The sequence below is a fragment of the Amycolatopsis sp. SB7-3 genome (assembly GCF_041021335.1).
Taxonomy (GTDB): Bacteria; Actinomycetota; Actinomycetes; order Mycobacteriales; family Pseudonocardiaceae; genus Amycolatopsis; species Amycolatopsis japonica.
In genome coordinates, this window is record NZ_JBFPJQ010000004.1 from 238,467 (window position 1) to 262,293 (window position 23,827).

21 protein-coding genes are annotated in these 23,827 nt (G+C 70.3%); 3 read left to right on the forward strand and 18 right to left on the reverse strand.

Annotation, left to right across the window (positions count from 1 at the left end; all coding sequences use genetic code 11):
* Window positions 1-121: 121 nt before the first annotated feature.
* Entirely contained in the window at window positions 122-1,933 is a 1,812-nt protein-coding gene (ggt, locus tag AB8M46_RS28645) for a gamma-glutamyltransferase (RefSeq protein ID WP_394362256.1), read from the reverse strand.
* Window positions 1,934-2,030: 97 nt separating this feature from the next.
* On the opposite strand from ggt, the gene AB8M46_RS28650 reads away from it, so the two are divergent.
* On the forward strand, window positions 2,031-3,410 hold the full coding sequence (locus tag AB8M46_RS28650) for a hypothetical protein (RefSeq protein ID WP_394362257.1): 1,380 nt from the start codon (window positions 2,031-2,033) through the stop codon (window positions 3,408-3,410).
* 75 nt (window positions 3,411-3,485) lie between these two features.
* Here the strand turns inward: AB8M46_RS28650 and AB8M46_RS28655 are convergent, their stop codons facing one another.
* The 13 genes from AB8M46_RS28655 to pyrR all read right to left on the reverse strand — a co-directional run bounded on the left by AB8M46_RS28655 (window position 3,486) and on the right by pyrR (window position 18,501).
* Window positions 3,486-5,576 (reverse strand): primosomal protein N', encoded by a 2,091-nt coding sequence (locus tag AB8M46_RS28655; protein WP_394362258.1) that lies wholly within the window; start codon window positions 5,574-5,576, stop codon window positions 3,486-3,488.
* Window positions 5,577-6,025: 449 nt separating this feature from the next.
* Window positions 6,026-7,228 (reverse strand): methionine adenosyltransferase, encoded by a 1,203-nt coding sequence (gene metK / locus AB8M46_RS28660; RefSeq protein ID WP_037344531.1) that lies wholly within the window; start codon window positions 7,226-7,228, stop codon window positions 6,026-6,028.
* A 96-nt stretch (window positions 7,229-7,324) separates the two neighbouring features.
* Complete coding sequence (gene coaBC, locus AB8M46_RS28665; RefSeq protein WP_394362259.1) at window positions 7,325-8,545, reverse strand: bifunctional phosphopantothenoylcysteine decarboxylase/phosphopantothenate--cysteine ligase CoaBC; 1,221 nt, start codon at window positions 8,543-8,545, stop codon at window positions 7,325-7,327.
* On the reverse strand, window positions 8,538-8,807 hold the full coding sequence (gene rpoZ / locus AB8M46_RS28670) for a DNA-directed RNA polymerase subunit omega (protein ID WP_005152353.1): 270 nt from the start codon (window positions 8,805-8,807) through the stop codon (window positions 8,538-8,540). The genes coaBC and rpoZ overlap by 8 nt, the downstream gene beginning before the upstream one ends.
* Window positions 8,808-8,831: 24 nt before the next feature.
* The gene (gene gmk / locus AB8M46_RS28675) at window positions 8,832-9,461 is read right to left on the reverse strand and encodes a guanylate kinase (RefSeq protein ID WP_081975946.1); all 630 of its coding nucleotides are present in this window, start codon (window positions 9,459-9,461) and stop codon (window positions 8,832-8,834) included.
* Complete coding sequence (gene mihF, locus AB8M46_RS28680) at window positions 9,458-9,775, reverse strand: integration host factor, actinobacterial type (RefSeq protein ID WP_003096398.1); 318 nt, start codon at window positions 9,773-9,775, stop codon at window positions 9,458-9,460. The genes gmk and mihF overlap by 4 nt, the downstream gene beginning before the upstream one ends.
* 107 nt (window positions 9,776-9,882) lie before the next feature.
* Window positions 9,883-10,722, reverse strand: coding sequence for an orotidine-5'-phosphate decarboxylase (gene pyrF / locus AB8M46_RS28685; RefSeq protein ID WP_394362260.1), 840 nt, complete (start codon window positions 10,720-10,722; stop codon window positions 9,883-9,885).
* Complete coding sequence (gene carB / locus AB8M46_RS28690; RefSeq protein WP_037343957.1) at window positions 10,719-14,033, reverse strand: carbamoyl-phosphate synthase large subunit; 3,315 nt, start codon at window positions 14,031-14,033, stop codon at window positions 10,719-10,721. The genes pyrF and carB overlap by 4 nt, the downstream gene beginning before the upstream one ends.
* On the reverse strand, window positions 14,033-15,166 hold the full coding sequence (carA, locus tag AB8M46_RS28695; protein ID WP_037343955.1) for a glutamine-hydrolyzing carbamoyl-phosphate synthase small subunit: 1,134 nt from the start codon (window positions 15,164-15,166) through the stop codon (window positions 14,033-14,035). Before carA ends, carB begins: the two co-directional genes overlap by 1 nt.
* Window positions 15,166-15,675, reverse strand: a complete 510-nt coding sequence (locus tag AB8M46_RS28700; RefSeq protein WP_037343953.1) for a hypothetical protein — start codon at window positions 15,673-15,675, stop codon at window positions 15,166-15,168. Before AB8M46_RS28700 ends, carA begins: the two co-directional genes overlap by 1 nt.
* On the reverse strand, window positions 15,672-16,964 hold the full coding sequence (locus AB8M46_RS28705; protein WP_037343951.1) for a dihydroorotase: 1,293 nt from the start codon (window positions 16,962-16,964) through the stop codon (window positions 15,672-15,674). Before AB8M46_RS28705 ends, AB8M46_RS28700 begins: the two co-directional genes overlap by 4 nt.
* Complete coding sequence (locus tag AB8M46_RS28710; RefSeq protein ID WP_016333100.1) at window positions 16,961-17,893, reverse strand: aspartate carbamoyltransferase catalytic subunit; 933 nt, start codon at window positions 17,891-17,893, stop codon at window positions 16,961-16,963. Before AB8M46_RS28710 ends, AB8M46_RS28705 begins: the two co-directional genes overlap by 4 nt.
* Complete coding sequence (pyrR, locus tag AB8M46_RS28715) at window positions 17,890-18,501, reverse strand: bifunctional pyr operon transcriptional regulator/uracil phosphoribosyltransferase PyrR (RefSeq protein WP_037343950.1); 612 nt, start codon at window positions 18,499-18,501, stop codon at window positions 17,890-17,892. The genes AB8M46_RS28710 and pyrR overlap by 4 nt, the downstream gene beginning before the upstream one ends.
* 260 nt (window positions 18,502-18,761) lie before the next feature.
* On the opposite strand from pyrR, the gene AB8M46_RS28720 reads away from it, so the two are divergent.
* Window positions 18,762-19,250 carry a transcriptional regulator gene (locus AB8M46_RS28720; RefSeq protein WP_003096372.1) on the forward strand — a complete coding sequence of 163 codons (489 nt, stop codon included), beginning with the start codon at window positions 18,762-18,764 and terminating at the stop codon, window positions 19,248-19,250.
* A gap of 109 nt (window positions 19,251-19,359) precedes the next feature.
* Here the strand turns inward: AB8M46_RS28720 and nusB are convergent, their stop codons facing one another.
* The 3 genes from nusB to AB8M46_RS28735 are packed head-to-tail and all read right to left on the reverse strand — an operon-like array spanning window position 19,360 to window position 21,517.
* On the reverse strand, window positions 19,360-19,824 hold the full coding sequence (nusB, locus tag AB8M46_RS28725; RefSeq protein ID WP_037343947.1) for a transcription antitermination factor NusB: 465 nt from the start codon (window positions 19,822-19,824) through the stop codon (window positions 19,360-19,362).
* Window positions 19,824-20,387 (reverse strand): elongation factor P, encoded by a 564-nt coding sequence (efp, locus tag AB8M46_RS28730; protein ID WP_034311660.1) that lies wholly within the window; start codon window positions 20,385-20,387, stop codon window positions 19,824-19,826. The genes nusB and efp overlap by 1 nt, the downstream gene beginning before the upstream one ends.
* A gap of 38 nt (window positions 20,388-20,425) precedes the next feature.
* Window positions 20,426-21,517, reverse strand: a complete 1,092-nt coding sequence (locus tag AB8M46_RS28735) for a Xaa-Pro peptidase family protein (RefSeq protein WP_037343944.1) — start codon at window positions 21,515-21,517, stop codon at window positions 20,426-20,428.
* A 429-nt stretch (window positions 21,518-21,946) separates the two neighbouring features.
* Between AB8M46_RS28735 and AB8M46_RS28740 the strand changes: the two genes are divergently transcribed.
* A complete protein-coding gene (locus AB8M46_RS28740; RefSeq protein ID WP_037343941.1) occupies window positions 21,947-22,366 on the forward strand; it encodes a B-4DMT family transporter in 420 nt (139 codons plus the stop codon).
* Here the strand turns inward: AB8M46_RS28740 and AB8M46_RS28745 are convergent.
* Window positions 22,321-23,805 carry a beta-xylosidase gene (locus tag AB8M46_RS28745; protein WP_125736600.1) on the reverse strand — a complete coding sequence of 495 codons (1,485 nt, stop codon included), beginning with the start codon at window positions 23,803-23,805 and terminating at the stop codon, window positions 22,321-22,323. The two genes, AB8M46_RS28740 and AB8M46_RS28745, sit on opposite strands and share 46 nt — an antisense overlap.
* Between the last annotated feature and the right edge of the window lie 22 nt (window positions 23,806-23,827).

The window sequence follows — 23,827 nt, forward strand, 5'->3', positions numbered from 1 at the left end:
TCGCTCTCCCTCTGCGGTGCGGCGGCTGCTAGGAACGGTCCTTTCCTTGCAAATTTCGCAAGGAAAGGACCGTTCCTAGCGCGCGAAAGGGCCGAAGAGGCCTTCGCGAGCGAAGTCGTCCTTAACGCGGCGGCCAGGGCAGCACGACGGCCGCCGAGCCGCCTCCCCGGCGCGTGGGTTCGGCCGCGGCGAGCCACCGGCCGTCCCGCAGCCGCTCCACGCCGGTCGCCGCCCCGATCTCCGCGGGCGTCGCCGAGAAGCCCTGCCCCTTGGCCTTCAGCACCTTGAGCACCTCGGTCTGGTCCAGGAACGCCTGCTCCACCTGCGCGGCCGCGGAGTTCCGCTGCGAGGCGCGCGGTTCGGCGATCGCGTCGACCAGCTTCAGCCCGCGATCGATACGGCCGGTGAGGATCTGCAGCACCGTGGTGATGATCGACGCGCCACCGGGCGAGCCGACGGCGAGGAACGGCTTGCCGCCCTCGAGCACGATGGTCGGCGCCATCGACGAACGCGGCCGCTTCGCCGGGCCCGGCAGGTTCGGGTCGGGCACGCCCGGCGTCACCGGGGTGAAGGAGAAGTCGGTCAGTTCGTTGTTGAGCAGGAAGCCGCGGCCCGGCACGACGATGCCGCTCCCGCCCTCCTGCTCGATGGTCAGCGTGTAGGCGACGACGTTGCCCCACCGGTCGGCGACCGTGAGATGCGTGGTGTTCTCGCCCTCGTACGGGGTCGGCGCGGGGTTCGTCCCGGCCACGCACGGGGTGGGCTTGCGCGGGTCCGCCGGCGCGACCGGGCTCGTCCCGGCCTTCGCGGGGTCGATCAGGCACGCGCGGCTGTCGGCGAACTTCTGGCTGATCAGTTCCTTCGCCGGGACGTCGACGAAGGCCGGGTCGCCGATCCAACGGTTGCGGTCGGCGAAGGCGTACCGGGTCGATTCCAGGAAGTAGTGCAGGTAGTCGGCCTTCTCCAGCTTCGAGAGCTTCGTGTTCTCGAGGATGTTCAGCGCCTCGCCGACGGTCAGCCCACCGGACGACGGCGCGGGCATGCCGTAGACGTCGAGACCGCGGTACTGGGTCTTCGTCGGCTTCCGCTCGACGACGCGGTACTTCGCGAGGTCGGCCGCGGTCATGTCACCGGGGCGCACCTTCAGCGCCGACGCGGGGTCGACCGGCGGCTTCCGCACGGTGTCGACGACGTCCGCGCCGATCGGGCCGCGGTAGAGCACGTCGGTGCCCTTCGCGGCGAGCTGCGCGTACGTGCCCGCGAGGTCCGGGTTCTTGAACGTCGAGCCGACCGCGGGCGGCGCGCCGCCGGGCAGGTACAGCGACCGGGTGGACGGGAACGCCGAGAACCGGGCGGCGTTGTTCGCGATCTGGGTGTTGAAGGTCTGGTCGACGGTGAAACCCCTGCGCGCGAGGTCTTCGGCGGGTTTGACCGCCTTCGCGAGCGACTTGGTCCCCCATTTGCGCAGGGCTTCCTGCCAGGTGGCGGGCGTGCCGGGCACGCCGACGCCCAGTCCGCTGGTGACGGCCTCGGCGAACGGGATCGCCTTGCCGTTCTCGACGAAGAGGTTCTCGTTCGCGGTCGACGGGGCGGTCTCGCGGCCGTCGAGCGTGTGCACCTTGCCCGAGCGCGCGTCGTAGTAGACGAAGAAGCCGCCACCGCCGAATCCGGCGGAGAACGGGTCGGTGACGCCGAGCGCGGCGGCCGTCGCGACGGCGGCGTCGACGGCGTTGCCGCCTTCGCGCAGGATCTTCGTGCCGATCGCGGTCGCGTCCGCGTCGATACTCGACACCGCGCCCAGATAGCCGACGGCGGTGGGCGATTTGGCCGTCGGTGGCGCGGCCGCCGCCATCCCCGGCGCGGCGGTGCCGACCAGGACGGCGATCGCGGTGACTGCGGTGATGCGTACCGGAGTTCTTCTGTGCGCGGCCATGGCGCGAGTCTGCCCCGCCTGTCCACCCCGGACAAGACCCGTCCAGACCTGCGTTCGTCGGTGGTGCGGCCGTGGCGGGATGAGCAGAATGCGGGCCATGAAGACTTCCGGCAGGCGGTGGGGCGCCTTCCTCCCGCTGCTCATCGCACTTCCCGTCCTCGCTGTCCCCGGTGTCGCGCAGGCAGAAGGCGCGAGTGCCTGCTTCGACGACTCCGCCGCGATCACCGTCGAGGAGAAGCGGCTCACCGCGACCATGCCTTCGGGTGGTCCCGCGGTCGGCCCGGAACTCGTCCGGCTCGCCGGACTCGACAAGCTCGTCTCCGACTTCACGAGGCGCCTCTGCGCCACGAAGACCGCTTTGCGGGCCGAGAAGCTCGCCGAGACCGCCGGTGACGGGCTCTGGCGCACCGCGGTCGACCGCGCGCAGGGCCGCCGTCCCGACCTCGGCAGCATCGATAAGGCCGACGACCGGCCGCTCTACTGGGCCCGCCTCCAGATGAGCAAGGCGCTGCGGCAATGGACGCCGCGTTTCCCGCTGTCCGCGCCCGCCCGGGCGGAGCTGCTGAAGACGTTCGACTTCGGCGCGCGGGGCCTCGACGATTCCCGCTTCCCCGCCGGCCCGAAGCTCCGCCGGGTGCTGGTGAGCGGGTTCGATCCGTTCACCCTCAACGGCGCGGGCGTCCGCATCGCGAACCCGTCCGGCGCGGCGGCACTGCATCTCGACGGCAAGACCATCCAGACACCGACCGGGCCCGCGCTGGTGCAGGCCGTGTCGTTCCCGGTGGTGTGGCGCTACTTCGACGCCGGAATCGTCGAGTCGGCTTACGGCCAGGCGTTCAAGGACCGGTTCCGCCGTCCGGAGCTGATCATGACGATCAGTCAGGGGCGCCCCGGCCGCTTCGACATCGAGCGGTGGGCGGGTGCGTGGCGCGGTGGTTTCCCGGACAACCTCGACGAGCCCGTCCGCGGCCAGGTCCCGCCCGCCGACGGCTGGCCGCAGCCGGACGTCCAGTTCATCGAAACCACGCTGCCGTACGAAAAGATGCTCGCCGCGCCCGCCGGGGCGTATCAGGTGCTGTACAACGAGGCGTTCTGCGTCTGGCCGGACAGCACGAAACCGGGGACGGGGGCCGCGGTGTGCCGGACGGACGCGCCGAAGCCCGGTGAAGTCGCCGCTTCCGGTGGCGGCGGCAACTACCTGAGCAATGAGTCCATGTTCAGAAGCAACCGGCTCCGGACGGGCCTTGGCCTGACCGGGATCGCGGGCGGGCACCTGCACACGCCCGTCCTCGGCACACCCGCCGATCCTTCGGCCCTGACCGACGCCGATTTCGAGGCACGGCGGGCGGCGATCTCCTCGCAGATCGTCACGCTGCTCACCGCCGCTCTGGGCGGCTCCGCCACGAAGCCCGCTTCGCCCGCTCCGGGCGCTCCGGCGCGCGCCGACGTCCTCGCGACCCCCGGCACGACCCTCTGACCCCACGCATTTCGTCCTCTGGATGCGATGGTTCGCTGTCGAACCACCGCATTCAGAGGACGAAACGCGGGGGCTCTAGATGAGCTCCAGCGGGTCCAGCTGGATCCGGATGGGCTCGGACGCCTTGCGCGCGTCCCGCCGGGCGGCCGCAGCGTGGACGGCGGCGGCGAGCGCCTTCCCGTCCGGACGCGCGACGCGCACCAGCGCCCGCTCCCGTTCGGCGTTGCCGTCCTCGTCGACCTCGCCGAGCGGCACCGGGCCCAGCACCTCGCCGGTCTCCGGGAGGGCGAGGTCGTCGAGCAGTCCGGCGACCGCGTCCGGGGTGCCTTCGATACTCGCCATCCGCATCGCGGGCGGGAACCCGAGTTCGCGCCGCTCCGCCAGTTCGAGGCTCGCATGCCAGCCCGGGTCCCAGCGCACCAGAGCCTGCACCACCGAAAGGCCCGCTTCCGCGCCGACGAACACGCGACCGCCTTCGGTCCCCGGCCGCACCAGGGCCGCCGCAGCCATCCAGCGCCGCAGGGTCTCCTCCCCCGCGCGCAGGTCCTGCCGCCCCAGCAGCGCCCAGCCGTCCAGCAGCAGCGCCGCGCCGTAGCCGCCTTCCGCGACCGGCTCGGCGCCCGGCGTGCACACGACCAGCGCCGGTTTTCCGGGCACCGAAGCCAAAACCTCCGTCGCACCCGAGGTCCGTACGGGGAATCCGGAGAACGCGCGGCCCAGTTCCTCCGCGGTGCGCTTCGACCCGACGACGACCGCCCGCAGCCGCACCGAACCGCAAGCCACGCAATGGAAGTTCGTCTCGGGGACGCCGCACCACCGGCAGGCCGGCGGTCTCGGCGCGCCGTCGATCAGCCCGCCCGGCAAGGAAAGCGGCCCGGCGCACCGACGGCAGTGCGCCGACGTCCGGCAGTTGCCGCACGCGAGCCCCGGGACGTACCCGCGACGCGGAACCTGCACCAGCACGGGGAATCCGCCCGCCAGCGACTGTCGCGCCGCCTCGAAGGCGACCGACGGGAGCCGCGCGGCCTTGGCCGCTTCGTCCCGGGCGACGTCGAAGTCCTCTCCGACCGGGGTGACCCTCGGCGCCGCCGCCCGCAGTTCCGGCCGGGCGGCCACGAGTGGCTGCGCCCAGCCCGATTCCACCAGGAACTGCGCTTCGGCGGTGCGCGCGAAACCGGCGACGAGCATGGAGCCCTTCGCGGCGTGCGCGCGGTCCATCAGCACGTCACGGACGTGTGGATACGGTGCGTGCTGGTCGAGGTGGACGTCGTCGCCGTCGTCCCACACCACGAACAGGCCGGGATCGGCGACCGGCGCGAACATCGCCGCACGCGTGCCGACGACGACGCGCACCGCGCCGCGCAGCACCGCGAGCCAGCGGCGATACCGCTCGGCGGGGCCGAGCCCCGCGATCAGCGCGACCACGGATTCGGCGCCCAGCAAGGAAACGCACGCGTCGTGCAGCCGGGTCAGGTCACGATGGTCGGGCACGACCATGACCACACCCCGGCCCGCGGAAGCCGCGACGGCGGCCGCTTCGGCGAGGCGGCGCGGCCAGTCCTCCCCCGGCAGCGCCTGCCAGACCGCGTTGGCCGGACGCCGTTCCGCGACGGCCTCCAGGAACGCCGGACCGCTCTGGTACTTCTTCCAGGCGGTGGTGTCGGGCGGTTCCGGCGTCGGCGCGGGCTCGGCGGGCGGTTCGCTCTCGGCCTTCGCGTGCCGGGACGGGATCGCGAGCCGCAGAACGTCGCTGAGGGTGCCGCCGTAGCGGTCCGCGACGGACCGGCAGAGCGTGAGCAGCGCCGGGGGCAGGACGGGCTCGCTGGAGGTCACCCTGTCGATGTACGCGAGCTTGCCGGTGAACTCCGTGGTGTCGGCACGCTCGACGAGGTACCCGTCGACGAGCTGACCGGCGAACCGGACCCGCACCCGGCAACCGGGGACGGCGGCTTCGTGCAGTTTCTCGGGGATCCGGTAGTCGAAGGTGCGGTCGAGATGCGTGAGCGGGATGTCCACGACGATCCGCGCGACCGGGTTCTCGGGCGCGGGGTTCTGCGCCCCGCGGCGGCTGGCCGTTTTCGCGCGCGACGGCTTCGCCTTCCGCGCCGGCTCGGCCTTCGGCTCCGGAAGGTCCCACAGAGGGGTCGGTTCGGGACTGCTGCTCACCCGGTGATCTCTACCAGACGCTGTCGCCAGTGCCCGCCACCGCGTGGCCATCTCGCTGTGGAGTGCCGTGAAGGCCTCCTTGAGGGACCCAGAGTCCCTCAAGGAGGCCTTCACGGACCAGGCAATGCCCCGTTCGCCCCAGGCGCACCAGCAGTCACAATGGTCTCGCATCAAGGCTCTCCCGAGTACATGAAGGCCCCCTTCCTTGCGCCTAGGTAAAGGAAGGGGGCCTTCATGTACCTCCGGCAAGCAGAGACGCGCCAGCACCGCGCAGGCCGGGATCTCAAACTGGCGGCCTCGCGTGGTCGAAGGGACGACACGCGTGATCCGGCGGACGACACGCGTGTCTGGATGGACGACACACGCACAACAGGGCTCCGACCCCAAGACGCCGTGAAGGCCTCCTTCCCTACCCTCAAGGTAGGCAAGGAGGCCTTCACGGAAAGGGATCAGGCGCCCGCGGCCGACTTCAGGTCCGCGGCCCGCGCCGTGCTCTCCCACGGGAGCGACAGCTCGGGACGGCCGAAGTGGCCGTACGCGGCCGTCGGCGCGTAGATCGGGCGAAGCAGGTCGAGGTCGCGGATGATCGCGGCCGGACGCAGGTCGAAGACCTCCGTGATGGCGGCCTGGATCTTCGACGGGTCGACCGTCTCGGTGCCGAAGGTCTCGACGAAGAGGCCCACCGGGGCCGCCTTGCCGATCGCGTACGCGACCTGGACCTCGGCACGGGCGGCGAGCCCGGCGGCGACGACGTTCTTCGCCACCCAGCGCATCGCGTACGCGGCCGAGCGGTCCACCTTGGAGGGGTCCTTGCCCGAGAACGCGCCGCCACCGTGACGGGCCATGCCGCCGTAGGTGTCGACGATGATCTTGCGGCCGGTCAGGCCCGCGTCACCCATCGGGCCGCCGATGACGAAGCGGCCGGTCGGGTTGACCAGCAGCCGGACGTCGGAGGTGTCGAGCCCGAGCTCGGCGATCTCCGGGGCGACCACGTGCTCACGGACGTCGACGCCGAGCATCTGCTCCAGGTCGATGCCGTCCGCGTGCTGGGTGGACACGACCACCGTGTCGAGCCGCACCGGCTGGTCGCCGGCGTACTCGATGGTGACCTGGGTCTTGCCGTCCGGGCGCAGGTACGGCAGCACGCCTTCCTTGCGGACCCGGGTCAGCCGCTGCGAGAGCCGGTGCGCCAGCGCGATCGGCAGCGGCATCAGCTCGGGGGTGTCCGAGCAGGCGTAGCCGAACATCAGGCCCTGGTCGCCGGCGCCCTGGCGGTTGATCTCGTCCTCGTCGGATTCCACGCGGGACTCGTACGCGGTGTCGACACCCTGCGCGATGTCCGGCGACTGGGAGCCGATCGCGACGTTGACGCCGCACGAGTTGCCGTCGAAGCCCTTGGCCGAGGAGTCGTAGCCGATCTTCAAGATCACGTCGCGGACGATGGTCGGGATGTCCGCGTAGGCCTCGGTGGTCACCTCGCCGGCGACGTGCACCTGACCGGTGGTGATAAGGGTTTCGACCGCCACCCGGCTGCGCGGGTCCTTGGCCAGCAGGCCGTCCAGGATCGAGTCGCTGATGGCATCGCAAATTTTGTCGGGATGACCTTCAGTCACCGATTCCGATGTGAACAGTCTGCTCGTGGACGCGGTCACGGTGCCCGTCACTCCCTCACCTAGACGTCTGATGCCTAGAAAGTTAGGCACCCCTCAGCTTGAACTCAAGCCTACTGACTATCGCTTTGGGGGCTCTCAACGCTTCATCAACGTCACAACAGCGTCCCACAATGTGGACGCGAGTTCGGCCTTGGCGCCGAGCGGGATCGGGATTTCGGTGCCGTCGGCCCCGAGCAGCCAGCCGGAGTTGTCCTCGGTGCCGAAGGCCTTCCCTTCACCGACGGCGTTCACCACCAGCAGATCCGCGCCCTTGCGCTTGAGTTTGACCCTGGCGTGGTCGAGGACGCCACCCTTATCGTCCCCTGTTTCGGCGGCGAACCCGACGACCACCTGGCCCGGGGTCCGATTCCGCACCAGTTCGGCCAGGATGTCCGCGTTGCGGGCGAGCTCGACGACGGGATCCGGTGCGTCGTCGGACTTCTTGATCTTGTGGTCGGCCCGGTTCGAGGGCCGGAAGTCGGCGACGGCCGCGGCCATCACGAGGACGTCGGCGGAGGCGGCCTCGGCGTGCATCGCCTGGCGCATCTCCTCGGCGGTGGACACGTGGACGACCTTCGCGCCCGCGGGCTCCGGCAGCGCGACGGTGTGCGCGGTGACCAGGGTGACCTCGGCGCCGCGCTGGGCGGCGACGCGGGCCAGCGCGTACCCCTGCTTGCCCGACGAGCGGTTGCCCAGATACCGGACCGGGTCGAGCGGCTCACGGGTGCCGCCGGCCGAAATGGCCACGCGCACGCCTTCGAGGTCACGCGTGAGGGCCTTCGGCACGGCGAGCAGGAGCCGGGCGAGGTCGACGATCTCGGCCGGGTCGGCGAGCCGTCCCTTGCCGGTGTCCTTGCCGGTCAGCCTGCCGGCGGCGGGTTCGGCGACGACCAGGCCACGCGACCGCAGCAGCGCCACGTTGTCGCGGGTAGCCGGGTGCTCCCACATCTCGGTGTGCATCGCCGGGAAGAAGGCGACCGGGCACCGGGCCGTGAGCAGGGTGTTCGTCAGCAGATCGTCCGCGATGCCGTGCGCGGCCTTCGCGAGCAGGTTCGCCGTGGCGGGCACGACGATCACCAGATCGGCTTCCTTGCCGACGCGGACGTGCTGGACCTCGGGCACTTCGGTGAACACGCCGGTGTGCACCGGGTTTCCGGAAAGTGCCTCGAAGGTGGCCGCGCCGACGAAGTTCAGCGCGGCTTCGGTGGGGACCACGCGGACGTCGTGACCGGATTCGGTCAGTCCGCGCAGGACCTCACAGGCCTTGTAGGCGGCGATCCCGCCACCCACGCCCAGAACGATACGGGGTTTATTCACCCTCGGTGTGCTCGAGCAGACCGCCGTGGATCTCGCGCAGGGCGATGGACAGCGGCTTCTCGCGCGGGCCCGGCTCGACCAGCGGGCCGACGTACTCCAGGAGACCCTCGCCGAGCTGGGCGTAGTAGTCGTTGATCTGGCGAGCGCGCTTGGCCGAGTAGATCACCAGCGCGTACTTCGAGCTGACCTTCTCGAGGAGGTCGTCGATGGGCGGGTTGGTGATGCCTTCGAGCTCTTCGTGCAGCGTGGCCTGAGTCGTCACTCGTGGTGCTCCGAATCTTCGGGTCTAGTTGTCGCCGGTTATCAAGTTTAGCAACTGCTCGGCGGCCTCTCGCACGTCGGCGTTGACGACGCGCTCGTCGAACTCCCCGGCGGCGGCGAGTTCGCGTTCGGCCTCGGCCAGCCTGGCCTTCACGGCGGCTTCGTTCTCGGTGCCGCGGCCGGTCAGCCTGCCGACCAGTTCGTCCCACGACGGCGGCATCAGCATCACCAGCCGGGCCTCCGGCATCGCCTTGCGGACCTGCCGCGCGCCCTGGAGTTCGATCTCCAGGATCGCGTTGCGGCCCTCGGCCAGCACCCGCTCCACGGGCCCGCGCGGGGTGCCGTAGCAGTTGCCCGCGAACTCGGCGTGTTCGAGCAGTGCGCCGTCGGCGACCATGCGGTCGAACTCGGCCCGGTCGATGAAGTGGTAGTGCTCGCCGTCCACCTCACCCGGCCTCGGCTTCCTGGTGGTCACCGAGACGCTGAAATAGATCTCCGGATCCAGCTTGCGCAGCTCCTTGGCCACGCTCGACTTCCCGACCCCCGAAGGCCCTGAGACGACCGTGAGCCGGTGCCGGGATTCGACTCCCGCCACCGGCTCACCGCCGCGGTCAGCGCCCGGGTTCACCGGGTGGTCCTGACCGATGCCGCTCACTCGCCGCTGAATTCGGCCAGCAGCGCCTTGCGCTGCCGGTCGCCGAGGCCGCGAAGACGACGGCTGGGTGCGATCTCCAGTCGTTCCATGGTCTGCTGGGCACGGACCTTGCCGACGCCCGGAAGAGCCTCGAGCAGAGCCGAGACCTTCATCTTGCCGAGGACTTCGTTCTCCTCGGCCTGCTTCAACACGTCGACCAGAGTGGTACCGCCCCGCTTCAGCCGCTCCTTCAGCTCAGCACGGATGCGGCGGGCGGCGGCGGCCTTCTCCAGCGCCGCAGCGCGCTGTTCCTCTGTCAGCTGGGGAAGTGCCACGTTTTCCTCCGGTAGTTCTCAAATCTGGGTGGGTGTGGCGACGGTACCCACCCGTTACCTCGGCCCACAATGCGGGGGTGGCTGGTCATGACGGATTCCCGGGCCTGCTATTGGCCTTTTTCCAGGGGACCGAGGGAATCCCGGGTCCGCCGAACGGCCGCACGCAGAGCTTCGGGGTCCGGCCCGTGCTTGAGGACGTCACGGGACGACGCGGGCAGCACACCCGGCAGCCCGGCCCCGAAAACGGCCCGCAGATCGGCCGGAGTGGCCCCCTGGGCCCCGAAACCGGGTGCCAGGACCGGACCGTTCAACCCGCTCAGATCGAGCTGTCCCGGCGCGATGGTGGCGCCGACGACGACACCGATGTCACCCAGGGGGCCGACGCCCGCGTTGTATCCGGCCGCCGTGTCGACGATGTCCTGCGCGACGGTCTTTCCGTTGGGCAGCAAGGCGTTCTGCAATCCCTGCGCCTCCGGGTTGGAGGTGCGCGCGAGGACGAACAGCCCCTTGCCTTGCGCCTGCGCGACCTCCAGCGCGGGCGCCAGCGAACCGAACCCGAGGTACGGCGACACCGTGATGGCGTCGGCCTCGAGTTCCGCGCCGCCGGGCAGGAACGCCGCCGTGTACGCCGCCATCGTCGAACCGATGTCGCCGCGTTTGACGTCCAGCAGGACGAGCGCGCCCGCTTCCCGGCACACCTTCATCGTCTTGGCCAGAACGGCGACCCCAGGAGGCCCGTAGGCCTCGAAAAAGGCCGACTGGGGCTTGATCACCGCGACCTCGGGCGCGAGCGTCTCAGCGGCCGTGAGGGCGAACTTCTCCAGCCCGCCCGCGTCCGCCGTCAGACCCCACGCTTCGAGCAACCCGGGATGGGGGTCGATACCGGCGCAGAGCGGTCCCTTTTCCGCGACCGCCCGCGCCAGCCTCGCCCCGAACCGCTCGCTCATGCCTTGGCCTTCAGCGCCGCCTGCAGGCTCTGCAGCGACCGCACGCCGATGTCGCCCTTGATGACGGCCTCTATCCCGTGCACGGCCGCGGCCGCGCCCTGCACCGTGGTGATGCAGGGGATGTCGCGCGACACCGCGGCGGTGCGGATCTCGTAGCCGTCGATCCGCGGACCGCTGTTGCCGTAAGGCGTGTTGATCACCATCTGCACCTCACCGCTGAGGATGACGTCCACGACGTTCTGTTCGCCTTCGGCCGAACCTTCGTAGTGCTTGCGCACGACGGTGCAAGCGATCCCGTTGCGCCGCAACACTTCCGCGGTACCCGAGGTGGCCAGGATCTCGAACCCGAGATCGGCCAGCCGCTTCACCGGGAAGACCAGCGAACGCTTGTCGCGGTTGGCGACGGAGACGAACACCTTGCCGGAAGTCGGCAGCGAACCGTAGGCACCGGCCTGCGATTTGGCGAACGCCTTGCCGAAGGAGACGTCCACGCCCATGACCTCACCGGTGGACTTCATCTCCGGGCCGAGCAGCGAGTCGACGCCGTGGCCCTCCGGGGTGCGGAAGCGGTGGAACGGCAGGACCGCCTCCTTGACCGCGACCGGCGAATCGGCGGGCATGTGGCCGCCGTCACCCTCGGCCGGGAGGACGCCGGACTCGCGCAGATCCTTGATCGACGAGCCGGTCATGATCAGCGCCGCGGCCTTCGCCAACGGCACCGCGGTCGCCTTCGACACGAACGGCACCGTCCGCGACGCGCGCGGGTTGGCCTCCAGGACGTACAGGACGTCGTCCTTGAGCGCGTACTGGACGTTCAGGAGCCCGCGGACGCCGACGCCGCGCGCGATGGCCTCGGTCGAGCGGCGCACCGTCTCGATGTCGGTCCGGCCCAGCGTGATCGGCGGCAGCGCGCACGAGGAGTCGCCGGAGTGGATCCCGGCCTCCTCGATGTGCTCCATGACGCCGCCGAGGAAGAGCTCGTCGCCGTCGAACAGCGCGTCGACGTCGATCTCGATGGCGTCGTCGAGGAACCGGTCCACCAGCACCGGGTGCTCGGGGGTGACCTCGGTGGCGCGGTGGATGTAGCCGGCGAGGGACTCCTCGTCGTAGACGATCTCCATGCCGCGTCCGCCGAGCACGTAGGACGGCCGCACGAGGACCGGGTAGCCGATCTGGTCGGCGATCCGCTTCGCGCCCTCGAACGAGGTCGCCGTGCCGTACTTCGGCGCGGGCAGCCCGGCGTCGGTGAGGACCTCGCCGAACGCGCCGCGGTCCTCGGCGAGGTGGATCGCGTCCGGGGAGGTGCCGATCACCGGCACACCGGCGTCGGCGAGGCGCTTCGCGAGCGAGAGCGGGGTCTGGCCGCCCAGCTGCACGATGACCCCGGCGACGGTGCCCGACTCCTGTTCGGCGTTGACGACCTCGAGGACGTCCTCGAACGACAGCGGCTCGAAGTAGAGCCGGTCCGAGGTGTCGTAGTCGGTGGAGACGGTCTCGGGGTTGCAGTTGACCATGACGGCCTCGAAACCGGCCTCGCGCAAGGCGATCGCGGCGTGCACGCACGAGTAGTCGAACTCGATGCCCTGCCCGATGCGGTTCGGCCCGGAGCCGAGGATCAGCACCTTCGGCTTCTCGGTCTGCGCGGTGATCTCCGACTGCGCCGCGGGGTCGGTCTCGTAGGCCGAGTAGTGGTACGGCGTCTTGGCCGCGAACTCGGCCGCGCAGGTGTCGACGGTCTTGTACACCGGCCGCACCCCGAGCCGGCGGCGCAGCGCGCGGACGCCGTCCTCCCCGGCCAGTTCCGGCCGCAGCGAGGCGATCTGACGGTCGGAGAGGCCGATCCGCTTGGCGCGGCGCAGCAGCGGCTCGTCGAGCACCTGGGCGTCGCGGACCTCGGCGCCGACCTCGCCGATGAGGGCGATCTGGTCGATGAACCAGGGGTCGATACCCGATGCCTCGTGCACCTGCTGGACGGTGGCGCCGAACCGCAGCGCCCGCTCGACCTCGTAGAGCCGTCCGTCGTGCGGGGTGCGCAGTGCCTCCAGCACGGATTCCAGCGTCGCGCCCTCGGGGTCGGGGCGGGTCCAGAAGCCGGTGGCCTTGGTGTCGATGGACCGCAGCGCCTTGCCGAGCGCCTCCGGGAAGCTACGGCCGAACGACATCGCCTCGCCGACGCTCTTCATCGTCGTGGTCAGCGTCGGGTCGGCGCCCGGGAACTTCTCGAAGGCGAACCGCGGCACCTTCACCACGACGTAGTCCAGCGTCGGCTCGAAGGCCGCCGGGGTCTCGCCGGTGATGTCGTTGCGGATCTCGTCGAGGGTGTAGCCGATGGCGAGCTTCGCGGCGATCTTGGCGATCGGGAACCCGGTCGCCTTCGACGCCAGCGCGCTGGAGCGGGACACGCGCGGGTTCATCTCGATGACGACCATGCGGCCGTCCTCGGGGTTGATCGCGAACTGGATGTTGCAGCCGCCGGTGTCGACGCCGACCTCGCGCAGCACCGCGATGCCGACGTCGCGCATGTGCTGGTACTCGCGGTCGGTCAGGGTCATTGCGGGCGCGACGGTGACCGAGTCACCCGTGTGCACGCCCATCGCGTCGATGTTCTCGATCGAGCAGACGACCACCACGTTGTCGTGCCGGTCGCGCATGAGCTCGAGTTCGAACTCCTTCCAGCCGAGGACGCTCTCCTCGATGAGCACCTCGGTGACCGGCGACTCGTCGAGACCGGTGGAGGCGAGCCGCTCCAGCTCCTCGTCGGTGTGCGCCATACCCGAGCCGAGCCCGCCCATGGTGAACGACGGCCGGATGACCACCGGGAGGCCGACCTCGGCGACGGTCGCGCGGACCTCGTCCATGTCGTGACAGACCCGCGAACGCGGCACCTCGGCGCCGATCGTGCGGACGATGTCCTTGAACTTCTGCCGGTCCTCGCCGCGCTGGATGGCCTCGACGTCGGCACCGATCAGCTCGACGCCGTACTTCTCCAGCACACCCCGGTCGTGCAGGGCGACGGCGCAGTTCAGCGCCGTCTGCCCGCCGAGGGTCGCGAGGATCGCGTCGGGGCGCTCCTCGGCGATGACCTTCTCGACGAATTCCGGGGTGACCGGCTCGATGTAGGTCGAGTCGGCGAACTCGGGGTCGGTCATGATGGTCGCCGGGTTCGAGTTCACCAGCGAGACGCGCAGTCCCTCTTCGCGCAGTACGCGGCAGGCCTGGGTGCCGGAGTAGTCGAACTCCGCCGCCTGGCCGATCACGATCGGCCCGGAGCCGATCACCAGCACGTGCTGGATGTCTGTCCTCTTCGGCATTACTTGGCCTTCTCCATCAAGCTCACGAACTCATCGAACAGGGGGGCCGCGTCGTGCGGACCGGCGGCGGCCTCGGGGTGGTACTGCACCGAGAACGCGGGGACGTCGAACGCGCGGACACCTTCGACGGTGTCGTCGTTCGGGCAGTAGTGCGAGATCTGCGCGGCACCGAACGGCGTCTCGAACCGCTGGCCCGGCTCGCCTTCGAGGGCGAAACCGTGGTTCTGCGCGGTGATCGCGACCCGTTTGGTGGCCACGTCGATCACCGGGATGTTGATCCCGCGGTGGCCGTAGCGCATCTTGTACGTGCCCAGCCCCAGCGCGCGGCCGAGGATCTGGTTGCCGAAGCAGATGCCGAACAGCGGGATCTCCCGCTGCAGCACCGATTTCGTCAGCTCGGTGGCGTGCGCGGTGGTCGCCGGGTCGCCGGGACCGTTGGACAGGAACACGCCGTCCGCCTCGACCGCGAGCAGATCGTCCACAGTGGACGACGAGGGCAGCACGTGCACCTCGATGCCGCGCGCGGCCATCAGGCGCGGGGTGTTGGACTTGATGCCCAGGTCCAGCGCGGCGACGCGGAACTTCCGCTCGCCCTGCGCTTCGACGACGTACGCCTGCTTGGTGCTGACCTCGCCGGCGAGGTCGGCGCCCTTCATCTGCGGGCTCGCCTGCACCTGCGCGAGCATCTCCTCGTCGGAGCCCAGCGCGTCGCCCGAGAAGACGCCGGACCGCATGGCGCCCTGCTCGCGCAGGTGCCGGGTCAGCGTGCGGGTGTCCACTTCGGAGATCCCCACGACGCCCTGGCGCTCCAGTTCCTCGTCCAGCGTGCGCTTCGAGCGCCAGTTGGACGGGGTGCGCGCGGGGTCGCGGACGACGTAGCCCGAAACCCAGATGCGCGAGGACTCGTCGTCCTCGTCGTTCCAGCCGGTGTTGCCGATCTGCGGCGCGGTCTGGACCACGATCTGCCGGTGGTACGAGGGGTCGGTCAGCGTCTCCTGGTAGCCGGTCATCCCGGTGCAGAACACCGCCTCACCCAGGCTGCGGCCGCGGGCGCCGTACGCGGATCCTCGGAACACCCTGCCGTCTTCCAAGACGAGCGCGGCGGGTGTGCGGGTGCCGTTCGCGGTGCTCATCAGGCACCTCCCTTGATGTCGTTGCGGGTGTCTTGCAAAGCTTCGATCCACTGTGGATAGTCGTCGACGTCGTCGCCGCGGAATCCGGTGTCCAGCTCGACGTCGCCGGCCAACCAGGTGATGACGAGCAGCGCGTCGATGCCCATCACCTTCCCGGCCATCCCCTTGTCCTTGCGGACGCCGGTGACCGAGGCGCGCGGGATCCAGAAGTCCGGGGCGCCGCCGCGTTCGATGGCGATACCGTCTTCGTGCAGGCGCCACACCGCGCCGGTGCGCAGGCCCGCGCCGCGCGTGACGACGCGGTCCTGCCAGTGCCCGGCGGTGGTCGTGCTGACGTAGAGACCGGTCGATTCGAGCGACGCCTCGCCGGGTTCGGCGGGGATCTCGGCGAACGGCGGGACCTGGACGCTCTGCGCCCGGGACTTCCGCCGCCAGCCGCGCCACATCAGGAACACGCAGAAGAGGAAGAAGGCGAAAACCGCCAGGGTCAGCAGAATCCGGTCGCTCATGAGGCGATCTTCCCTTCCCGCGCGGTGATCCGCCCGCGCAGCAACGTCGCCGTCACCACGCCGGGGAGCCGCATTCCTTCGTACGGGGTGTTGGCCGCGATACTCGCGAACTCGGCCCCTCGCACGGTCCATTCGGTGTCCGGGTCCACCAGCGTCAGGTTGGCGGGTTCGCCGACCTCGATCGGGCGGCCGTGGTCGGTCAGGTTCCCGATCTCGGCGGGCCGCTCGCTCATCACCCTGGCGACGCCCCGCCAGTCCAGCAGGCCGGTGCGGACCATGGTCTCGACCACGATCGACAGCGCGGTCTGCAGCCCGAGCATGCCGGGGCGGGCCGAACTCCACTCGCAGTCCTTGTCCTGGACCGCGTGCGGCGCGTGGTCGGTGGCGACGCAGTCGATGACGCCCTCGGCCAGCGCGGCGCGCAGCTTCTCGGCGTCGGATTCCGTGCGCAGCGGCGGGTTGACCTTGTTGACCGGGTCGTAGGTCGCGAGCCGCTCGTCGGTCAGCAGCAGGTGATGCGGGGTGACCTCGGCCGAGACCTTGGTGCCGCGATCCTTGGCCCACTTCAGGATGTCCGCGGTGCCCGAGGTCGAAACGTGGCAGACGTGCAGCCGCGCGTTCGCGTGCTCGGCGAGCAGGCAGTCGCGGGCGACGATCGACTCCTCCGCCGAAGCGGGCCAGCCGGTGTAGCCCAGGCGCGCGGCCTGCTCACCTTCGTGCGCCTGCGCGCCGACGGTCAGCCGCGGTTCTTCGGCGTGCTGCGCGATGACCACGCCCAGCGCCGTCGAGTACTCCAGCGCGCGGCGCATGAGCAGCGGGTCCGCGACGCAGAGGCCGTCGTCGGAGAAGACCTTCACCCGGGCTTCGGACTTCGCCATGGTGCCGAGTTCGGCGAGTTTCTCGCCCTTGAGACCCACGGTGACAGCGCCGACCGGGTGCACGTCGACCAGCCCGGCCTCCTGGCCGCGGCGCCACACGTGGTCGACGATCACCGCGTTGTCGGCCACCGGATCGGTGTTGGCCATGGCGAACACCGCGGTGTAGCCGCCGAGCGCGGCCGCGGCCGAACCGGTGGCGATGGTCTCGGTGTCCTCGCGGCCGGGTTCGCGCAGGTGGGTGTGCAGGTCGACGAAACCGGGGAGCAGCACCTGGCCGCCCGCGTCGATCACTTCGGCTTCTTCTGGCGCGTCGAGCGAACCGATGTCGGTGATGACCCCGTCCTCGACGAGCACGTCGACCGGGTCGCCCTCGCCGTAGGGTCGGGCGCCCTTGATCAGGACGGTGGTCACGCGGCGGCTCCTTCGCTGGCGAGCAGGTGGTAGAGGACCGCCATGCGCACGTGGACGCCGTTGCGGACCTGTTCGGTGATGGCCGAGGCCGGGGAGTCGGCGACCGCCGAGGCGATCTCCATCCCGCGCAGCATCGGGCCGGGGTGCAGGACGACGGCGTGCTCGGGCAGGAGCTTCATCCGCCGTTCGTTGAGGCCGTAGGCGATCGAGTACTCGCGCGCGCTCGGGAAAAAGCCCCCGTGCATGCGTTCGGCCTGGACCCGCAGCATCATGACCGCGTCGAGCGCGGGCAGTTCGGCGTCGAGTTCGTGCGACACCGTGACCGGCAGGCTCTCCACGCCTGCGGGCAGCAGCGTCGGCGGCGCGACGAGCACCACCTCCGCGCCCAGTGCCGACAGCAGGTGGATGTTCGACCGCGCGACCCGGCTGTGCAGGACGTCGCCGACGATCCCGATGCGACGGCCCTCGAACGAACCGAGGCGCTCCCGCAACGTGGCCGCGTCGAGCAGCGCCTGCGTCGGGTGTTCGTGGGTGCCGTCCCCGGCGTTGACGACCGCCGTGCCCGCTTCGGCGAGCCAGCCCGAAAGCCGCTGCGCCGCACCGGAGGCGGGGTGCCGGATGATCACGCAGTCGGCGCCGGCCGCGGCCAAAGTCAGCGCGGTGTCCCGCAGCGATTCGCCCTTGTTGACCGAGGAACTGGACGCGGAGACGTTGATCACGTCGGCGCTCATCCACTTCCCCGCGATCTCGAACGAGACGCGGGTGCGGGTGGAGTTCTCGTAGAACAGCGTGATGACGGTGCGGCCGCGCAACGTCGGCAGTTTGCGGACCTCGCGGCCCAGCAAGGTGTGCTTGAGCTCTTCGGCGGTGTCCAGCACGGCTGTCGCGAGCGCCGGGTCGAGCCCGTCGGTGGCGAGCAGGTGCTTCACGATCGATCTCCTTCTGGTGAAGCGCTCTCGTTCAACGACCGCAGCAGAACCGTGTCCCGTCCGTCCACTTCGGACAGCAGGACCTCGATCCCCTCGGCGCGCGAGGTGGGCACGTTCTTGCCCACGTAGTCGGCACGGATCGGCAGTTCGCGGTGGCCGCGGTCGACCAGCACGGCCAGCTGCACCGCGCGCGGGCGGCCGTGGTCGCGCAGGGCGTCGAGGGCGGCGCGGACGGTGCGGCCGGAGAACAGCACGTCGTCGACCAGGATCACCACCGCGTCGTCGATACCGGTCGGCGGCAGCTGCGAATGTTCGAGCGCGCGGGGCGGGCGGCGGCGGAGATCATCACGGTAGAGCGTGATGTCCAGCGCGCCGGTCGGCGGACGGATGCCGGAGAACTCGGCGATCTTGTCCGCGAGCCGCAGGGCGAGCGGCGTTCCCCTGGTGGGGATGCCCAGCAACACGGGCGGAGTCGAGCCACCGGCACCGAGAGCGGTCTTCTCGATGACCTGGTGGGCCATTCGGGCGATCGTGCGCGCGACATCGCCGGACGAGAGCAGCTCGCGCTCTCCCGCCGGTTCCGCCGCGCCACGCGGGCGTGACGACAAGGCGGACCTCCTTCCCCGCCTCTCTGGACGGGTCCTTAAAGGACGTCGACTTCCTGCGTAGCGAGGAAATCCCCCCGACACTAGCAGGAGCGATGGCTCATTCTTACGAGTGGCGCGCCCCAGGTGACGAAGGCCTCTCGAAAGCACCCGCTTGACCTGGTGACAACTATGCGTAACCATTACTCTGAGTATTCGACTCTAGGAGTCCCCTGGATCGGTCACCCCGACCGGTTGGGGGTGAGGAAACGGAGAACCACCAGATGGGCGATTACGCCAAGGCGCTCGGGGCCAAGCTCCGCGGGATCCGCCAGCAGCAGGGCCTGTCCCTGCACGGGGTCGAGCAGAAGTCCGGAGGCCGCTGGAAGGCCGTCGTCGTCGGTTCGTACGAGCGCGGCGACCGCGCCGTCACCGTGCAGAAGCTCGCCGAGCTCGCCGATTTCTACGGCGTCCCGGTGGTCGAGCTCCTGCCGGAGGGCCGGGTGCCGTCGGGCGCCGAGCCCGCCACGAAGATCGTCATCAACCTGGAGCGGCTCCAACAGCTCCCGGCGGAGAAGGTCGGGCCGCTCGCCCGCTACGCCGCCACCATCCAGAGCCAGCGCGGTGACTACAACGGCAAGGTGCTCTCCATCCGCACCGAGGACCTGCGTTCGCTGGCGATCATCTACGACATGACCCCCGGTGAGCTCACCGAGCAGCTGATCGACTGGGGTGTGCTGCCGCCCGAGGCTCGACCGTCCAAAGAGGACTAGAGATGGCGACGTTTTCGGTCCGGGGGGACCGGAAACGCCAACCGGCACCACCGAGCACGAGAACGGGCCGTGCCCTCGGCAGAGGACACGGCCCGTTGTCGTACGTCTTCTAGAGGACCGCGCGGAGCCTGTCGGCGATCGTGCCGATCCGGCCGAGCACGCCGTTGACGAACCGCGGCGAATCGTCGGTCGACAGCTCCTTCGCCAGCCCGACGGCCTCGTCGATGGCGACCGGGTCCGGCACGTCCTCGGCCCACAGCAGCTCGTAGACGCCGACCCGCAGCACCGCCAGGTCCACCGGCGGCATCCGGTCCAGCGTCCAGCCCTGGGCGTGCTCCGCGAGCAGCTCGTCGATCTGGGTCTTGCGGCCGGTGACGCCCTCGACCAGCGAGATCGTGTAGTCCGCGATCGGGTCGACCTCGACCGAACCGACCCGGTCCGCCAGCAGCGTCACCGCGTCGGCGCCCCGCTGGGCGGCCTCGTACATCATCTCGACCGCGCGCTTGCGGGCCTGACGACGGCTGATCGGCCCGCCGCGGTTCGGCGACTTGCCCGCTTTGGCTGAGTCGGCCATCAGCTGGAAACGCGGCCCAGGTAGCGGCCGTCACGGGTGTCGACCTTGATCTTCTCGCCGGTGGTGAGGAACAGCGGCACCTGGATCTCGGCGCCGGTCTCCAGGGTGGCGGGCTTGGTGCCACCGGTGGAGCGGTCGCCCTGCAGGCCGGGGTCGGTGTGCTGGACGACGAGCTCGACCGAGGTCGGCAGCTCGATGTACAGCGGGACACCCTCGTGCACCGCGACCTGGACCTCGGTGTTCTCGAGGAGGTAGTTCGCGTTGTCGCCGACGGTCTCGTTCAGCACGGTGATCTGGTCGTAGGTCTCCGCGTCCATGAACACGAAGTCCTGACCCTCCTTGTACAGGTAGGTCATGTTGCGGCGGTCGACGGTGGCCGTGTCGACCTTCGTCCCCGCGTTGAAGGTCTTGTCGACGACCTTGCCGGTGAGCACGTGCTTGAGCGTGGTGCGGACGAACGCGCCGCCCTTGCCCGGCTTGACGTGCTGGAACGCGGTGACGGTCCAGAGCTGGCCGTCGAGGTTGAGGACGAGCCCGTTCTTCAGGTCGTTGGTGGTGGCCACGAGTGTGCAGTCTCCTGTGTCGATCTTCCGGGCCGTCGTCAGACGACCACGAGTTCCTTGGTGCTCAGCGTGAGGAGTTCGGGCGTACCTTCCCGCACGACCAGCGTGTCCTCGATGCGCACGCCTCCGCGTCCGGGCAGATACACACCAGGCTCGACGGTGACGGCCATACCGGCGGACAGTGTACCGACGCCCGTGGTGGCCAGGCTGGGCGCCTCGTGCACCTGCAGTCCGACGCCGTGACCGAGGCCGTGGCCGAACTCCTCGCCGCGCCCCGCGTCGACGATCACGCCGCGGGCCGCTTTGTCCACTTCGGACACTTCGGCGCCGGGCAGTACGGCGTCGCAGCCCGCCGCCTGCGCGCGCTGGACCAGCTCGTAGATCTCCTCCTGCCACGCCGCGGGCTTGCCGAGGACGAACGTGCGCGTCATGTCGGAGTGGTAGCCGTCGACCGTGGCCCCGAAGTCGATCTTGACGAAGTCGCCGGTCGCGAGCACGGCCGAGGTGGGCCGGTGGTGCGGGATCGCGGAGTTCGCGCCCGCCGCGACGATGGTGTCGAACGAAGGCCCGGTCGACCCGTGGCCGAGCATGCGATTCTCCAGGTCGCGGGCGACGTCGAGCTCGGTGCGGCCCGGGCGGAGCCCGCCGGCGGACACCAGATCCTCCAGCGCCCGGTCGGCCGCCGCGCACGCCTGGCGCAGCGCCTCGATCTCCTGCTCGTCCTTGACCAGCCGCAGCTGCTCGACGAGCCCGGGCGTCCGGACCAGCTCGACCCGGTCGAAGCGGACCTTGAGGTCCTCGTGCTGCTCGACACTCACGTGCTGGCTCTCGAACCCGGTCTTGCCGAGCTTCTTCTCGGCCGCCAGATCGGCCAGCTTCGCCGCGCTCGCGCGGTCCAGCACCCGCTCGAGATCGGGCACCTCCGTCGCCGACTGGACCTGGTAGCGGCCGTCGGTGCAGAAGATCGTCTTGTCGTCGCCGCTCCCGTGGACGAGGAGAGCGGCGTTGGACCCGGTGAAGCCGGTCAGGTACCTGATGTTGAGCAGGTCCGTGACCAGCAGCGCGTCCACTCCGGAGTCGGCCAGCAGGGAACGCAGCGCCGCGCGGCGGCGAGAGAAGTATTCACGCACGTCATGGAGTTTAGGGGGTGATCCGCCGGTGGCACGCGTTTCGCCTACTGCTTGCGTTCACTGTGGGGCGCGGTGGTCCGTGAAGGCCTCCTTGAGGGACTCTGGGTCCCTCAAGGAGGCCTTCACGGACCGGGAAAGCGCCCTTTCGCCCCAACAACCCCACCAGTCACAGCATCGTCGCGTGAAGGCCCCCTTCACGCGACTGAGCCGAGGGAAGGGGGCCTTCACGCGCATCCATCGTGGCCACTGGTGCACCTGGGGCGAATGTGGCGGCCACCGATTCCGTGAAGGCCTCCTTCACTACCTTCAGGGTAGGCAAGGAGGCCTTCACGGACCGAAGGACCGACCACCACCGGCACGTGGGGGCGCCGGTCGCTACTGGCGAGTTAAGCTTCCCCAATGGCACCGTGGCTGACTCGTGGACTCGTGATGGCGCTGCTGCACGGCGCGGCCGTCACCGTGCTGGCCAAGTACGAGGTCTTCAACCCCACCGACAAGACCCTCGTCACCTCCCTCGCCCTCGCCGTCCTGGTCGGCGCGGCGGCGGGCTGGGGCGCCGTCGACGCCTGGCAGGGCAAACCCGAACGCGGCAAGAACTGGTTCATCGCGGCGCTCATCGCCGGCCCGGTCTCGGGCGTGCTGTACGTGATCGGCCGCGCGGTGTTCGTCGACCAGACCGGCGCTTCGGAACTCGGCGGCGCGCTCACCGGCGGCGCCGCCTTCTCGGCCCTGCTGGTGCTCATCCCGGCCGGGATCGGCCTGTTCGTCGGGGGCCGCATCACCAAGACCGGCGACGACGAGGATCAGCCGGCGAGCGAGAAACCGGCCGGGAAGCCGTCCCAGGCCTGATCGCCGATCTCTTCGACGGTCGAGTCGTTCAGCGCCGCCGTCCCCGCGTCCGGCACCGCGTACAGCTTGCCGTCGAGCACCACGCCGAATCCGCGGCCCGGCGCGTGCACCGTCTTCGCCCCGGCGCTCAGCCGCGCGGCCTGCGGGAACTTGTCGACGACCTTGAGCCGCTGGTCCAGCACCTCGCCCGCGAGAGCCGCCGCCACCGAGCGCCGGTCGACCCGCACCAGCTTGCCGTCGGCGACCAGGTCGATGGTCCGCTGCGGCGACGGCATCGCGACACCTTCGAACGAGGTCCGGATCCGGGCGTCGCCGTCGCACGCCCGCGAACCGCGGACGTCCAGGCCGAAATGCTTGAGGTCGGTCGGCGCCCCCGCGCCGCCGACGATCGTGGCGCGGACGACGTCGAAGGGCACCCGGTCGCAGACGTCGCCCGACGTGAGCGGCGCGTGCCCGTCGGGCCGCCGGACCAGGCCGGGGCCCTCCTTCCAGGCGCCGGGGATGAGCGCCGGCCGGTACGGCTGCGCGGTGAAATCCCTGGTCCAGAAGGTGAGCGTGGTGCCGGCGTCGGTCTCGTGCGCGATCACGAAGGCGTCGAGCGCGCCGACCCACATGAGGTCGGTACTGAATCCGTCGACCAGCGAGCGGGTACGCGGCGAGATCGTCGTGGGCTTGGCGACGAAGCCCTGCTCCCCCAGCGTCTCCACGCCCCGCGTGAACGCCGCGTCCTTGGCGCGGAGCAGGAACTGCCCGGCGCCGTTCCACCCGGCGGCCTTGGCCGTGGTGTCGGTGAAGAGCACGTAGAACCAGCCGTCGAGGTACACCGCCGAGGGCTGGCCCGCGCCGTAGACGTTGGCACGGTGGACGTCGTGCGCCGGTCCGATGATCGGCTGCCCGCCCGCGGCACGCGTCCAGGTGAGCCCGTCGGGGCTGGTCGCGAGGCCGATCGAGTTGCCGAGGGCGTGATCGCCCGCCGCGCCGGTGTAATACATGTAGTAGGTCGAGCCGACCTTGATCACCGACGGGTCGCAGGTGTGCATCCCGTCGAAACCGCCGGGCGCGCCGGAGAACACCGCCGCCGGACCACCGCCGGACGGGCCGGTGAAAGGACCGTCGAGCGAGGGGGACTGCGCGTAGAGGACGTCGTCACCGGGCGGCTGGGCGCTGCCGTACTGGCTGCACCACCACATCTTGAGCTTGCCGCCGTCCCGCATCACGGTCGGGCTGTAGTTGTAGACCGCGTCCTGATCTCCCGCGGCGACCACGCCGCCACTGGCCCGGGGATCGCTCGTCGCGAGCTCGACGTCCATCGGCCGCGGCTTTTCCTGGGGCGCCTGCTGGGCTCCGCCGATTCCGCCGCCCTTGCCGTCGGCCTGGGACTGCACGTTCCCGTCGCTGCACGCCACGAGGACCGCGCCCGCCGCGAAGACGGCCACCACGGCACGGGCGGGTCGCCGACCC